At 70.3% G+C, this 14,133-nt stretch carries 14 protein-coding genes; 2 read left to right on the top strand and 12 right to left on the bottom strand.

The genetic code is table 11. The features are described from left to right. Nucleotides 1-7 precede the first annotated feature (7 nt). Both ACEVFP_RS03595 and ACEVFP_RS03590 read right to left on the bottom strand, forming a co-directional pair. Nucleotides 8-1,093 carry a PLP-dependent cysteine synthase family protein gene (locus ACEVFP_RS03595; protein WP_375002034.1) on the bottom strand — a complete coding sequence of 362 codons (1,086 nt, stop codon included), beginning with the start codon at nt 1,091-1,093 and terminating at the stop codon, nt 8-10. Beyond that, nucleotides 1,074-1,340: a DUF4229 domain-containing protein gene (locus ACEVFP_RS03590; RefSeq protein WP_375002032.1), complete on the bottom strand. Its 267-nt coding sequence runs from the start codon at nt 1,338-1,340 to the stop codon at nt 1,074-1,076. The genes ACEVFP_RS03595 and ACEVFP_RS03590 overlap by 20 nt, the downstream gene beginning before the upstream one ends. A gap of 150 nt (nt 1,341-1,490) precedes the next feature. On the opposite strand from ACEVFP_RS03590, the gene ACEVFP_RS03585 reads away from it, so the two are divergent. Further along, a complete protein-coding gene (locus ACEVFP_RS03585) occupies nt 1,491-1,748 on the top strand; it encodes a PLD nuclease N-terminal domain-containing protein (protein WP_375002031.1) in 258 nt (85 codons plus the stop codon). A 217-nt stretch (nt 1,749-1,965) separates the two neighbouring features. Here ACEVFP_RS03585 and ccsB read toward each other — a convergent pair whose 3' ends face one another. From ccsB to hemL, 6 genes are read right to left on the bottom strand one after another with little or no spacing between them, the layout of a single operon-like run. Next, the gene (ccsB, locus tag ACEVFP_RS03580) at nt 1,966-2,910 is read right to left on the bottom strand and encodes a c-type cytochrome biogenesis protein CcsB (RefSeq protein WP_375002029.1); all 945 of its coding nucleotides are present in this window, start codon (nt 2,908-2,910) and stop codon (nt 1,966-1,968) included. Next, entirely contained in the window at nt 2,907-4,628 is a 1,722-nt protein-coding gene (locus ACEVFP_RS03575) for a cytochrome c biogenesis protein ResB (protein ID WP_375002027.1), read from the bottom strand. The genes ccsB and ACEVFP_RS03575 overlap by 4 nt, the downstream gene beginning before the upstream one ends. Then, nucleotides 4,628-5,374, bottom strand: coding sequence for a cytochrome c biogenesis CcdA family protein (locus tag ACEVFP_RS03570; protein WP_375002026.1), 747 nt, complete (start codon nt 5,372-5,374; stop codon nt 4,628-4,630). Before ACEVFP_RS03570 ends, ACEVFP_RS03575 begins: the two co-directional genes overlap by 1 nt. Further along, nucleotides 5,367-5,921 carry a TlpA family protein disulfide reductase gene (locus ACEVFP_RS03565; RefSeq protein ID WP_375002024.1) on the bottom strand — a complete coding sequence of 185 codons (555 nt, stop codon included), beginning with the start codon at nt 5,919-5,921 and terminating at the stop codon, nt 5,367-5,369. Before ACEVFP_RS03565 ends, ACEVFP_RS03570 begins: the two co-directional genes overlap by 8 nt. 54 nt (nt 5,922-5,975) lie before the next feature. After that, nucleotides 5,976-6,626, bottom strand: a complete 651-nt coding sequence (locus tag ACEVFP_RS03560) for a histidine phosphatase family protein (RefSeq protein ID WP_375002022.1) — start codon at nt 6,624-6,626, stop codon at nt 5,976-5,978. A gap of 56 nt (nt 6,627-6,682) precedes the next feature. Continuing rightward, nucleotides 6,683-8,026, bottom strand: coding sequence for a glutamate-1-semialdehyde 2,1-aminomutase (hemL, locus tag ACEVFP_RS03555; protein ID WP_375002020.1), 1,344 nt, complete (start codon nt 8,024-8,026; stop codon nt 6,683-6,685). 236 nt (nt 8,027-8,262) lie between these two features. Between hemL and ACEVFP_RS03550 the strand changes: the two genes are divergently transcribed. After that, entirely contained in the window at nt 8,263-9,501 is a 1,239-nt protein-coding gene (locus ACEVFP_RS03550) for a lytic transglycosylase domain-containing protein (protein WP_375002018.1), read from the top strand. Nucleotides 9,502-9,596: 95 nt separating this feature from the next. On the opposite strand, the gene hemB is transcribed toward ACEVFP_RS03550, so the two are convergent. From hemB to ACEVFP_RS03530, 4 genes are all read right to left on the bottom strand, one after another. Further along, the gene (gene hemB / locus ACEVFP_RS03545; protein ID WP_375002017.1) at nt 9,597-10,571 is read right to left on the bottom strand and encodes a porphobilinogen synthase; all 975 of its coding nucleotides are present in this window, start codon (nt 10,569-10,571) and stop codon (nt 9,597-9,599) included. A 106-nt stretch (nt 10,572-10,677) separates the two neighbouring features. Further along, nucleotides 10,678-12,258, bottom strand: a complete 1,581-nt coding sequence (purH, locus tag ACEVFP_RS03540) for a bifunctional phosphoribosylaminoimidazolecarboxamide formyltransferase/IMP cyclohydrolase (RefSeq protein ID WP_375002016.1) — start codon at nt 12,256-12,258, stop codon at nt 10,678-10,680. A 76-nt stretch (nt 12,259-12,334) separates the two neighbouring features. Continuing rightward, nucleotides 12,335-12,931: a phosphoribosylglycinamide formyltransferase gene (purN, locus tag ACEVFP_RS03535; protein WP_375003755.1), complete on the bottom strand. Its 597-nt coding sequence runs from the start codon at nt 12,929-12,931 to the stop codon at nt 12,335-12,337. Next, nucleotides 12,831-14,126, bottom strand: a complete 1,296-nt coding sequence (locus ACEVFP_RS03530) for a DUF6350 family protein (protein ID WP_375002015.1) — start codon at nt 14,124-14,126, stop codon at nt 12,831-12,833. Before ACEVFP_RS03530 ends, purN begins: the two co-directional genes overlap by 101 nt. Nucleotides 14,127-14,133: the final 7 nt, after the last annotated feature.

Below are 14,133 nucleotides of genomic sequence, written 5' to 3'. Positions count from 1 at the left end.
TGCCGCTTCACGCTGGCCCGGGCAGCTCTCCATCACGTTCGTATGCGGCAAGCGCCTCGACGTAGGGGGCGAGGTCGATGTCGCGTGCAGCCAGCCAGCCGTCGTCGAAGTACGTGCTGAGGTAGCGCTCCCCGCTGTCGCACAGCAGCGTCACGATGCTGCCCTCCTGGCCGTCGCGCCGCATCTGCGCGGCCACCTGGATCGACGCCCACACGTTGGTGCCGGTGGACCCGCCCACTGGGCGCCCGAGCCGGTCGCTCACCCAGCGCATGGTGGCGATGGAGGCAGCGTCGGGGACCCGCAGCATGTCGTCGATGACGCCACCGACGAACGACGGTTCGATGCGCGGGCGACCGATGCCCTCGATCCGCGACGGCATACCGGTGGCGTAGTCGGAGGTGTCGAGCTCCCACCCGTCCAGGAACGCCGAGTTCTCCGGGTCAGCGACAAGCAGCCGCGTGGAGAAGCGCCGGTAGCGGACGTAGCGTCCGATCGTCGCTGACGTCCCGCCGGTACCGGCGCTCACGACGATCCACGTGGGGCACGGGTGCCGCTCCTGCTGCATCTGTTCGAAGATCGACTCGGCGATGTTGTTGTTGCCGCGCCAGTCGGTGGCCCGCTCGGCGTAGGTGAACTGGTCCATGTAGTGCCCACCGCACTCGACGGCGATGCTGCGGGCTGCCTCGTACATGTCCGGCGGGCGCTCCACGAAGTGGCACCGCCCCCCGTGCCACTCGATCAGCGCGACCTTCTCCTGGCTGGTCGACTCCGGCATCACGGCGATGAACGGCAGGCCCACGAGCCGTGCGAAGTACGCCTCGCTGACCGCCGTCGACCCGCTGGAGGCCTCCACGATCGTGCTGTCCGGGCCGATCCAGCCGTTGCACAGCGCGTGCAGGAACAGCGAACGGGCGAGCCGGTGCTTGAGGCTGCCCGTGGGGTGGACCGACTCGTCCTTGAGGTAGAGGTCGACCCCGGGCGTGGGAATGGTCAGCGTGTGAAGGTGCGTGTCCGCGCTGCGGTTCGCATCGGCCTCCACCAGACGGATGGCCTCATCGATCCAGGCACGGTCCTCAGTCGATGTCTTCGGCACGACGGGACTCCTCCACCTTGTCGTGCATCCGCTCGGCTCGCCCCTGCACCCGGGCGGCGAGCTCGGCACGCATGTCGGCGAGCGCGAAGATCGAGATGATCGAGGAGATGACCAGGGCGACGAGCAGCACCACGAGGTTGGTGAGCGTGCCGAACTCCAGGAAGAACTGCCCGACTCCCCACAGCAGGACGTAGGTGATGAGGAAGATCCCCAGGCGCGCGAGGGTGAACTTGGCGACGAGACTCATGCGGGTCCACCCTCGACATCGGCACTGCGGAGGCGCGACCGCACTCGTGCTTGCCTGTCCGTCCGCTGACACTCGCTCATGCCCTGAGGGTAACGGGCCGAGCCCGGGGGAACACCAGCCGACCTTGCTCGTCGACGGTAGGATTGAGCCATGGGCAAGGCATTGATCGTCGTCGTGGCCGTCGTCCTGCTGGTCTACGCATTCTTCGACCTGCTGGCGACACCGACCCAGCGCGTGCGCATCCTGCCCAAGCTCGTGTGGTTCGCTCTCGTCGTCCTGATCCCCTTCATCGGGCCGCTGCTGTGGATCTTCTTCGGAGCGACCCGTCAGACCGGCGCCCCGCCGCCGCGTCGTCCCTACCGCGGCTACGGCCCCGACGACGACCCGGACTACCTGCGCGGGCTCTGACCCTCCTCGCGAGTCACTCCGTCACCGCTCGCGAGTCACTCCGTCACCGCTCGCGAGTCACTCCGTCACCGCTGGAGAGTCACACAACCCGCGACGCGTGACCCGGTGACGCGGTGACGCGGTGACGCGGTGACTCGGTGACTCGCCACGCGTGACCCAGTGACTCGTCGGTGGTAACCCAGTGACTCGCCACGCGTGACCCGGTGACTCGCGAGTCTTACTTGGCGTAGGAGTGCAGCCCGGAGCCGAAGAGATTCACGCCGTAGTAGCTGAACAGGAAGGTCGCGAAGCCGACCAGCGCGATGATCGCAGCCCGCTTGCCCTTCCAGCCCGCCGTGGCGCGCGCGTGCAGGTAGCCGGCGTAGACCACCCACGTGATGAAGGCCCAGACCTCCTTGGGATCCCAGCCCCAGTAGCGACCCCAGGCGTAGTGCGCCCAGATCGGCCCGGCGATGAGCGCCCCGAAGGTCCACAGCGGAAAGCCCACCGCGATGACCCGGTAGGCGACCTTGTCCATGACCGCCGACGAGGGGAAGCGACCCAGCAGGCCGCCGACGGTGCCGCGCTGCTCGGCGCGACGGCGGATGAGGAACAGCACCGAGGCCGCCGCACCGACGAGGAAGAACGCGCCGGAGAGCATGACGGCCGCGACATGGATGACGAGCCAGTAGGAGTGCAGCGCCGGCACGAGCGGGCCGGCCGGGACGTAGGTGGACATCGCCATGCCGAGCACCACCAGCGCGAACCCGGTGATGATCCCGCCGAGCCACTGCAGGCCTTGCCACGCGACCATCACGAGGTAGACGACGAGGGCGAACGCAGCGCCACCGATGCCGAACTCGTACATGTTGCCCCACGGCACACGGTCGGCCGCCAGCCCGCGGGTCACGAACCCGACGAGCAGCAACAGCGTGCCGAGGCCGGTGAGGGAGACACCGACCGAGGAGAGCACGTCGGGCCGGGAGACCGCGTCCTCATCGGCCGACGACTCCTCGGACTCCGGCGCTGCGGTGGTGCCCCCGGCCCCCACGGCGACGGGCTCGGGCGTGACCTTGCGGGCGAAGCCCCACTCGGCCATGTGCGCGAGGAAGGCCAGCGCGATGACGACGGTGGCCGAGGCGACCGAGTAGTTGGACACCTGGGCGAGAGTCTCGGTACTCATGTTCTGTCCTTCTCCTGGCCTGAGCTGTTCGGTTCTGTGCTGTTCGGGCCCGGGCCAGCGTCATCTGGCTCGACACCCAAGGCGACACGCAGCCGATCCAGCAGGTCGTCGAGGTCGTCGGGCAGGTCGTCACGGGGGACGCGATCGAGCGCGGCGACCTCCACCACGGTACGTGAGCCCTCACGTCGCGAGCGGACCCAGGTGCGTCGGGGCCGGACCAGCAGCGACAGCACCAGGCCGACGATGCCGATGCTGATCGCCACCAGGGGGAGCTGCACGAGCGGGGTCGAGGCCACCTGGAAGCGGGCGAACAGCACGAGGTCGACGAACTCGATCGAGCCACCGTTGGGCAGGTCGGCGGTCTGGCCGGGGCTCAGGCTGACGCGGAAGTTCTCCCCGTCTGGGTCCTTGAGCTGGGTGAGATTGGTCTTGTCGAGGATGTAGACCGACTGCGGCGTGCCGTCGTCGAGTCCGAGGTCGCCCTCGAAGACGAACAGCCCCACGAGCGGGTTGACGGCCCCGGGGAAGGCCGAGATCGATGCGTCCTCCTCGCCGGTCGTCACGGCAGTCGGCAGGAAGAATCCTTGGAACCCCAGCTGCTGGGGCTGGGCATCGGGAACCTGCACGACGCCGTTGGAGGTGTAGGTGCCGTCCTGCGGCAGGAAGGGGACGGCGTCGTCGAAGACCACGTCACCCTCGGCGTCGGTGACCCGAAGGACCGGTGCGTAACCCTGCCCGACGAGGAAGACCGACGTTCCGTCGATCGCGAGCGGTGAGTTGACCTGGACATCGAAGTCCCTGGCCTCGGCACCGGGCCGCTCCTCATAGGTCCCTCTGGCGCGGAACAACCGCGGCGCGCCGCGCTGGGGTCCGTCGGTCCAGAACCGGGCTTCCATCTGGTCGAGCTGCAGGCTGAACGGCGGCAGGTCGTCGGGGTCGAAGAGCGCGCCGGAGGAGAACTCGTCGTACTGGGTGAGGACGTTGGCAAAGCTGTCGCCCTGGGTGACGATCGCCGCGCCGCGGTACCCGAACAGTGCTCCCACGGCGACGCCGACGAGCACCGCCACGATGCTGACGTGGAAGATCAGGTTGCCGAGCTCGCGCAGGTAGCCCTTCTCGACCCTGACCTCACTTCTGGCCTCACTTCGGACCTCACTCCTGGCCTCGCTGGCGTCGGCTCCATCGACGTCCCCACCAGCGCCACCGTCGACGACGTCGATGCGTGACGGCAGCACCCTGGGTCCGGCGAGTACGGATCGGGCTGCCGCGGACACCTCGGCCGGCGACGCATCGGTCTCGAACGTCCCGAACGCGGGCAGCCTCTCGAGCCGCTTGGGTGCCTTGGGCGGACGCGCCCGCAGGGCCCGCAGGTAGACCCCCGTGCGGGGAACGATGCAGCCGATGAGCGAGACCATCAGCAGCAGGTAGATGGCACTGAACCACGGCGAGGTGTAGACCGCGAAGAAGCCGAACCGGTCAAGCCACGGCGCGAGGTCCGGGTTGCGGGAGAAGTAGGCCTCCACGGCGCGCGCGTCGACGCCGCGTTGGGGCACCACTGATCCGGGCACGGCGGCGATCGCCAGCAGCATCAGCAGGATGAGCGCCGTGCGCATGGAGGTCAGCTGTCGCCAGACCCAACGCATGAGCTCGGTCCGGCCCAGTGCGGGCGCGGTGCCGCGGGACCCGCCGGTCTCGGTCTTGTCGCTGCGCTGGGGCATCAGAGCACCGTCCCGAATCCACTGGCCCAGGCCTGCAGGTCCAGCACGAGGGAGTCCCACACGCCGGTCACGAGCAGCACACCCACGAGGACGAGCAGGCCGCCGCCCGCCCGCGAGATGGCGCGCTGGTGGCGGCGTGCCCAGGAGACGGCTCCCATGAAGCGCCGGAACGCCAGCGCCGCGACGACGAACGGCACGCCGAGGCCGAGGCAGTAGACGAACGTGAGGAACGCCCCGCGCTGGTAGGTGCCCTCCTGGTTGGCCAGGGTGAGCACGACGCCGAGCGTCGGGCCGATGCACGGCAGCCAGCCGAGCCCGAAGAAGAAGCCGAGCACCGGGGCGATGGCCACTCCCACGGTGGGCACGGCGTGGATGCGTACCTCGCGCTGCAACGCCGGGACGAGCCCCATGAAGACCAGCCCGAGCACGATGACGACGAGCCCGAGCACGATGGAGAAGCCGCGGCGGTACTGGAACAGCTCCTGCCCGACGGCACCGAACAACGCGCCACCGAGCACGAAGACGACGCTGAAGCCCAGCACGAACAGCACCGATCCGGCGAGCATGCGGCCACGACCGGCGGAGTCGAGGTCCTGGACCCCGACGCCCGTGACGTAGGAGAGGTAGCCGGGCAGCAGCGGCAGCACGCACGGGGAGAAGAAGGAGACCAGACCCGCGACGACGGCCACGGGGACGGCGAGCAGGAGTGAGCCGGAGGCTGCCGCGTCGGCGAACGCATCACCCATCGACGCTCGCCAACACGTCGTCGATCACGCCGGCGAGCGTGGACGCCCGCAGCTCGGGGTCGACGATGCGGGCGGCGACGTTGCCGTCGGCGTCGATGACCCATGTGGTGGGGATGGCCTGTGAGGGCAGGGTGTCGGCGAAGCCCAGCTGCAGCCGCCCCCCGCCGTCGAGGATGCTCGGGTACGGCGTCTGGAACTTCCGCTCGAAGGCCCGCGCCGCGTCCGGGTTGTCGCGCACCACGAGCCCCAGGAACTGCACACCGTCGTCGGTGTACTGCTCGGAGATCTGGTTGAGCACCGGCGCCTCGGCCCGGCATGGTGGGCACCAGGAGCCCCAGACGTTGACGACGAGGACCTCGCCGTCGAACTCCTCGCTGGAGCGGTCCTCCCCCTCGAGGTCCTCGCCTTCCAGGACGGGCGCCGGATCGCGGTCCTCGGGCTCCACGAACGTGACGAACTTGCTGCCGCTGACGTACCCGCCCGTCGAGCCCTCCGTGCCGATGCCGGAACAGCCCGCCGGCAGCGCGCAGGCGAGCAGGACCGCCACGACGGACCTGCCTGCTCGTCTGCCCCTCGGTCGCGGGCGGGCGGGACGCACGTCTCAGGCGCCGCCGACGAACTTGCCCTTGAGGGCGTCCGGCAGCAGGTCGGCGGCGGGCTCGGCGTAGGTGTGGCCGACGTACTCGTCGCCGTCGAAGGTCAGGCTGGTGATGCTGGCCAGCGTGCACTGGCGCTTGCGGGGGTCGTGCACGAAGCTGTTGCCCTCGTAGGCCTGGCGTGCGATCCACACCGGCAGCTGGTGGGAGACGATGACCGCCTCGTGACCTCGTGCGGCCTCGCGCGCGTCGGCGACCGCGGCCTGCATGCGCTGGGCGATGACCTTGTACGGCTCTCCCCAGGACGGACGCAGCGGGTTGCGCAGCTTCCACCAGTTCTTGGGGTGCGCCAGCGCCTTGGGCTCGGCCCCCACGGTGCGGCCCTCGAAGAGGTTGTCGGCCTCGATGACCCGTTCGTCGGTGGTGACGGGTGCATCGAGCAGGACGCGCAACGGCTCGACGGTCTGCTGGGCGCGCTCGAGCGGCGACGACACCAGGTGCACGATCTCGTGCTTGGAGAGGTGGTCGGCCGCGCGCTTGGCCATCTCGTGGCCGAGGTCGGAGAGGAAGTATTCCGGAAGCCGGCCGTACAGGACGCCCTCGGGGTTGTGGACCTCCCCGTGGCGCATCAGGTGGACGATGGTGCGCTCACTCATGGGTCAGACCTCTCCATGCGTCGACGTGGTGGGGGCACTGCCCAGCTTGCGCTCGCTCACGGGGTCTCCTCGGCTCGGGCGGCGGCCCGGGCGGCGGCAGGCAGGGCCTCGGCCATCCTAGAGAGTGCGTGTTCGTCGTGGGCCGCCGAGACGAACCACGACTCGAAGGCGCTCGGCGGCAGGTAGACGCCGGCCTCGAGCATGGCGTGGAAGAACGGTCGGTAGCGCCAGGACTGCTGTCGCTGGACGTCCTCGAAGCTGCGCGCCGGGCTGCTGAGCCCCCACAGGATGCTGAACATGTTGCCCACCGTCTGCACCACGTGCTCCACGCCCGCCTCGGTGAGCGCATCGGTGACGAGTGCCTGCGCCTGTGCCGACCAGGCGTCGATGCGCGCGTAGGCGTCGTCGTCGGCGAGGCGCAGCGTGGTGAGCCCGGCCGTCGTGGCCACGGGGTTTCCGGAGAGTGTTCCTGCCTGGTAGACGGGCCCGCTGGGCGCGAGCTGCTCCATGACGTCGGCCCGGCCACCGAAGGCCGCGGCCGGGAACCCGCCGCCCATCACCTTGCCGAAGGTCAGCAGGTCGGGCCGCCAGCCCTCGATCGCGCCGTCGAGGCCCCAGTGGCCCGAGCGGGTGACGCGGAACCCGGTCATGACCTCGTCGCTGATGAACAGCGCACCGTTCTCGCGGCAGGTGCGGGCGAGGAACTCGTTGAAGCCGGGCTCGGGCGCGACGACGCCCATGTTGCCGGCGGCAGCCTCGGTGATGACGCAGGCGATGTCGTCGCCCATCTCGGCGAACGCTGCGGCAACGGCCTCACGGTCGTTGTAGGGCAGCACCACGGTGTCCGCCGTGACGTGCGCGGGCACTCCGGGGGTTCCCGGGATGCCGAGGGTCACCAGTCCGGAACCCGCCTCGGCGAGCAGCGCGTCGACGTGGCCGTGGTAGCACCCGGCGAACTTCACGATCCGGTCACGTCCGGTGAATCCACGCGCCAGCCGGATGGCAGACATCGTCGCCTCGGTGCCGGAGGAGACCAGTCGCACGCTCTCCACGGGCGCACGGTCCACGATCTCCTCGGCCAGCTCGACCTCCGGAGTGCTGGGGGTGCCGAAGGAGGTGCCCCGTGCCGCTACCTCCTGCACGGCGGCGATGACCTGGGGATGCGCGTGACCGAGCAGCATCGGTCCCCACGACCCGACGAGGTCGAGGTGGCGCCGGCCGTCGACGTCGGTCAGCCAGGCGCCGCTGCCCTCGGTCATGAACCGGGGGGTGCCGCCGACGGCGCGGAAGGCACGGACCGGGGAGTTGACGCCGCCGGGCGAGACGGCCTTGGCCCGGTCGAACCACCGCTCGGAGACGGTCGGGGACGACGACGGACTGTCGGGGGTGCTGGAGTCCATGCACCCATTGTCCCAACGGGCACTGGGAGCCACCGGGCTGGTCGGCGTCGCCTGCGCGGGGCCGGCATCAGCGCCCGGGCGACAGCGCGGACGGGTGGCCGTGGGAGCAACGTAACCTACACCACTGACCGCTCGTTGAGACTGCGACACGGGCTCGTTTTGCCCTGAAGTGGACCCCTCGGTAACATGCGGTTACCGTGGCGTGGGTCACGCGTCGCGTGGGAGGGAAAGAATTCATGGCAGTCCGTACGCTGAGTCGCTGGCAGAAGGCCAGTGCGATCGTCCCGATGGCGGTGCTGGTCGTCGCCTGGGGCGCCGCTGTCGCCAACTCCGGCTTGGCCACCGCCGACGACGGCATCGAAGCAGCCGAGATCCCGGACGTCCCGACCACTGCTCTGGAGCAGCCGGCGAGCGTGCAGGAGACCCCGGCGGGCATCGATCCCAAGGCCGGCGCCGACGGTGCCGTCTCCACGCTGTCGACCAACGGCATTCCCTCCTCGGCACTGAGCGCCTACCGTCGGGCCGAGACGCTGCTGGGCAAGGCGGACGAGGCGTGCAACCTGCCGTGGCACCTCGTGGCCGCGATCGGCCGCGTGGAGTCCAACCACGGTCGTTTCGGCGGAAGCACCCTGAACTCCGACGGCACCGCTGAGCCGGGCATCTACGGCATCGCGCTGGATGGCACCAACGGCACTGCCCGCATCACCGACACTGACAACGGCGCACTCGACAAGGACCGCGTCTACGACCGTGCGGTCGGGCCCATGCAGTTCATCCCCAGCACCTGGAAGGCCGTGGGCGTCGATGCCGACGGTGACGGCGAGAAGGATCCTCAGAACATCTACGACGCTGCCACGGCGGCAGGCATCTACCTGTGCTCCGGCGACGGCAACCTCAGCGACGGCGACGACGTCGCCACGGCGGTCAAGCGGTACAACCGCTCGGACTCCTACGTCGACCTCGTCATGAAGATCTCCGAGGCCTATGCCGACGGCGACTTCTCCCAGACGCCCAACGGCACGCCCCCGGGCAACGTCATCACCAGCCAGTCCCACGACCAGACGCTCTCCCAGGGTCAGCGCGAGCGTGCCCAGGCCTCCGAGCGCAAGGCCGAGAAGAAGGAAGCCGCTGCCAAGAAGCGGGCAGCTGAGCGCAAGAAGCAGCAACAGCAGCAGAGCTCCGGCGGTTCCGGCAGCACCTCTGGCGGCGGCACCTCGACCGGCGGCTCCGGCGGCGGCACCTCCGGTGGTGGCGGCTCCACCGGCGGCGACACTGCCAGCGGTGGCAGTTCAGGAAGCAAGTCCACACTCGGTGGGACCATCAAGAAGAGCGGCAGCGGGTCGGCGGTCGAGCCGGTCACCGGTGCCGTCGGCACGGTCCTGAGTTGGACCGAGGCCAACCTGCGCTGCCTCGGGATCGAGGGCGTGCTTGGCGGGAAGTCCTACTCGAAGTGCATGAACGAGTTCGGCTACTGAGCCATCCGCACAGTGAACGACGAAGGGCCGACACCCGAGGGTGTCGGCCCTTCGTCGTCGGTCGTGCTGCGGAGCAGCAGTTCCACAGGTCTCGGTCAGGCCTGACGCGCGACCTCCGCGGCCCAGTAGCTGAGCACGATGTCCGCCCCGGCACGGCGGATCGACGTGAGGGACTCACCGATCGCTCGTTCGCGGTCGATCCAGCCGCGCTCGGCAGCGGCCTCGACCATCGCGTACTCCCCCGAGACCTGGTAGGCCGCCACCGGGACCGTGACGTGATCGCGGATGAGGGGCAGCAGGTCGAGGTAGCCCAGGGCAGGCTTGACCATGACGATGTCGGCCCCCTCCTGCACGTCCAGCAACGCCTCCCGCAGCGCCTCGCGCCGGTTGGCCGGATCCTGCTGGTACGTACGGCGGTCGCCCTGCAACGAGGAGTCGACGGCCTCCCGGAACGGCCCGTAGAACGCTGACGCGTACTTGGCCGCGTAGGCGAGGATCGCGACGTCGGTGTGACGCGCTGCATCCAGGGCGGCGCGGACCACCGCCACCTGACCGTCCATCATCCCGCTCGGTCCCACCAGATGGGCCCCGGCCTCCGCCTGCGCGACGCCCATGCGTGCGTAGACCTCCAGGGTGGCGTCGTTGTCCACCCGTCCGGCGTCGTCGAGCACGCCGCAGTGGCCATGGTCGGTGAACTCGTCCAGGCACAGGTCGGACATGACGAGCAGGTCGTCACCCACCTCGTCGCGAGCGTCGGCGATGGCGACGTTGAGGATCCCGTCGGAATCGAGGGCCCCGGAGCCGAGCGCGTCCTTGTGCTCGGGGACGCCGAAGAGCATGACGCCACCCAGGCCGAGTGACGCGGCCTCACGGACAGCGGCGCGAGCCGTCTCTCGCGTGTGCTGCACGACGCCCGGCATGCTGGAGATGGACCGCGGCTCGGTGAGGCCCTCCGCCACGAACAGCGGCAGCACCAGCTGTCGCGGGTCGACGGAGGTCTCCGCCACCAGCCGGCGCATCGCCGGCGACGTGCGGAGCCGGCGCGGTCGGTGGGTCGGGTGGTCGGTCATGCCGCCTCCATCAGGTCGGGTTCCATCAGTCGGTCCATCAGGTCGGTGCCACCGCCTGGCTTGTACCGGTGGGGAACCCCACGGTACGGCTCACCGTCGACGTGGCTCAGTGGAAGAAGTGTCGCGTGCCGGTGGCGTACATCGTCAGGCCGGCCGCCTCGACCGCCTTGATCGTCTCCTCATCACGCACCGAACCACCGGGCTGGACGATCGCCCTGACCCCGGCATCGATGAGGATCTGCGGCCCGTCGGCGAACGGGAAGAACGCATCGGAGGCGGCCACCGCGCCAGCGGCACGGTCACCGGCACGCTCGACTGCCAGCCGGCACGAGTCCACGCGGTTCACCTGGCCCATGCCGATGCCCACCGACGCACCGTCGGAGGCCAGCAGGATGGCGTTGGACTTGACCGCCCGCACCGCCCGCCAGGCGAAGGCGAGGTCGGCGAGAGTGTCCTCGTCGGCGGCCTCGCCGGCAATCAGGCTCCATCCGGCCGGATCGTCACCCGGGGCGTCGACGAGGTCGCGCTGCTGCGCGAGCTCGCCGCCGGAGATCTCCCGGAACTCGTACTCGCCGCGCTCGGTGTCGGCGCAGCGCAGGATGCGGATGTTCTTCTTGCCCTGCAGCACCTCGACCGCCCCGGGCTCGAAGTCGGGCGCCACGATGACCTCGGTGAACACGTCGGCCACCTGCTCAGCCATGGCGACGCTCACGGGTCGGTTGGCGGCGATCACGCCGCCGAAGGCCGAGACCGGGTCGCACGCGTGGGCGCGGGCGTGGGCCTGGGCGATGTCGGCGCCCACGGCGATGCCGCACGGGTTGGCATGCTTGATGATCGCCACGGCCGGCTCGTCGTGGTCGTACGCCGCCCGCCGAGCGGCGTCGGTGTCGACGTAGTTGTTGTAGCTCATCTCCTTGCCGTGCAGCTGCTCGGCCGCAGCCAGGCCGCCGGTGCCGTCGGTGTACAGCGCGGCACCCTGGTGCGGGTTCTCGCCGTAGCGCAGGACGGCCTGACGGGTGAGCACCACGCCACCGAACTCCGGCCAGCGCGGTGCCGTCCGCCCACCAGAGCCCGCCACTTCCGCCGACCCGTCGTCGGTGTAGTCGCCGGCGAACCACTCGGCGACGGCGACGTCGTAGGCGGCAGTGTGGGCGAAGGCCTTGGCCGCCAGCTTCTTGCGCTGCTCCAGGGTGAACCCGCCGCCCGCCAGGGCCCCGCGGACGTCGCCGTACGCCTCGGGCGAGACCACCACCGCCACGCTCGGGTGGTTCTTGGCCGCGGCCCGGACCATGGACGGACCACCGATGTCGATCTGCTCGACACACTCATCGGGCGTCGCACCGGAGCCGACGGTCTGGGTGAACGGGTAGAGGTTGACCACCACGAGGTCGAACGGCTCGACGTCGAGCTCCTCGAGCTGGCGGACGTGGTCCGGCAGGCGCGAGTCGGCCAGGATGCCGGCGTGGACACGGGGGTGCAGGGTCTTGACCCGGCCGTCGAGGCACTCGGGGAACCCGGTGACCTCCTCCACGGGCGTGACGGGCACCCCGGCCGCCTCGATCGTCCGGGCCGTCGAACCGGTGGAGACGATCGAGACGCCGGCAGCGTGCAGGTCCCGGGCCAGGGCATCCAGGCCGGTCTTGTCATAGACCGAGACGAGTGCCCTGCGCAAAGGACGGGTGGTCATGCGATCACGTTCCCGGAGAAACCGCCGTGGAAGCGTGCCCGCAGGACACGCCCGTTGTTCACTCGCTGTCGCTGGTTCATGAGTCTCCTCCGAGGCTGATGGTGCGTCCACGGACCGTGTAGCCGTGCCGGGCGAGCAGACCCACCCATCGCACGAGCATGGCCCGTTCACTGGTCTTGATGCGTTCGTGCAGGCTGGCCTCGTCATCGTCGTCGAGGACCGGCACGGCCTCCTGGGCGACGATCGGACCGGTGTCGACGCCCTCGTCGACGACGAAGAGCGTGCACCCGGTGATCTTGACGCCGTACTCCAAGGCGTCACGCGGGCCGTGCATGCCCGGGAACGACGGCGACAGGGCCGGGTGCGTGTTGAGCGTCCGTCCTCCGAAGCGCGAGAGGAAGGCGGGCCCGGTGAGCTTCATGAAGCCGGCCAGGACCACGAGGTCGGGCTCGTGCTCGGCCACGGCGTCGGCCAGCGCCACATCCCACGACGCGCGATCGGGGTGGTCGCTCAGAGGCACCACGAACGTCGAGATGCCGGCCCGTTCGGCGCGGGCGAGACCCTCGATGCCATCACGATCGGCTCCCACCGCCACGACCTGGGCGCCGTAGGAGTCGGCGGGATCCCCGGAGTCCGGGTCGGGGCTCCTGGTCGCGTCGATCAGCGCCTGCAGGTTGGTGCCGGAACCCGAGACGAGGACGACGACCCTCCGTGCCCGGGGTGGGGTCCGACGGCTGCTTGGCACGCACGACACGATAGTGCGCCAGCCCAGCACCGATGGCACCGCCCGCTGCGAGCACCGGCACGGCCACCAGCAGGGGTGCCAGGCTGATCGGGCCGACCTCACCCATCCGCCCGGGTCCCACGGCACCGGCGGACAGCTGGACGAGCAGCCCGACGACCAGTCCGGAGCCTGCCCCGGCCACGGCGCCGAGAACCACGCGCCGCACCACGGCGGTCTCCTCGGGGACGGCCAGCCGCCAACCGGCGTAGACACCAGCGAGCAGCGGCACGAGGCCCAGCACCACGACCCAGTCCGGGAAGGCGCCGGGCTCGGGAAGCACCGCGAGCGCCGGGAGTCCGGGCACGGGGCCCAGGTAGGCACCGGTGAGGTCCAGGGAGGTGTCCGTGCCGATCTGGACCCCGGGCCCCAGCACCACGGCGCCGGCCCACAGCACCAGCGTCGGCATGGCGATGAGGCACAGCAGGCCGAGCGTGACACTGCCGGCGAGTCCGGGGTCGAGGGCGGCCCAGAGCTCGGCCGCGCGTGAGGTGGAGGAGGCGAACAGCGCCAGCACGATGACCGTGCAGGCTGCGAGGAACGTCGCCGCGCCGCCGACCGCTGCCCGCAGCACCGCACGGACCTCGGGGTGGCCAGCGAGCCACGGTTCGCCCTCGCGTCCCCGGCTCGCGGCGAGCCCTGCCGCGACACCGGCCACGACGAAGGCACCGAAGGCGGACCGGACGGGTGAGGTGGACACCGTTGCGGAGTCGGAGACGTTGGAGAGGACGGCCGCGAGCACGCCCGCCGTGCCGGCCACCGTGGCGGCGAACGGTCCCACCTCGTCGACGGGGGCATCGACCACCCAGCGGACCGTCAGAGCCACGACGAGGCCGACGACGATGGTGCCGCCGAGCGGGATCAGCGTGATGTCCGTCCCATCGACCTGCAGCCCTGAGCCCAGCGGGAGCAGCCATGCCCGGGCTCCTGCACGCAGGGCCGTGAGCGGTGAACCCCCCGTTCCTGCCGCGATGGCAGCAACAATGGCGCACAGACCCGCTCCCAGGAGCGTGGCGGCCAGGCCCGTGACCAGCCCCGCACGAAGGTAGGGCGTCGCGTCGGACGAGGACGCGACGGATGGGGGCACCCACCCA

Origin of the sequence: Aeromicrobium sp. CTD01-1L150 (genome assembly GCF_041951745.1) — a bacterium.
Classification (GTDB): domain Bacteria; phylum Actinomycetota; class Actinomycetes; order Propionibacteriales; family Nocardioidaceae; genus Aeromicrobium.
Note: the sequence above shows the minus strand (reverse complement) of the source record. Positions and strands in the feature narration are given on the sequence as shown.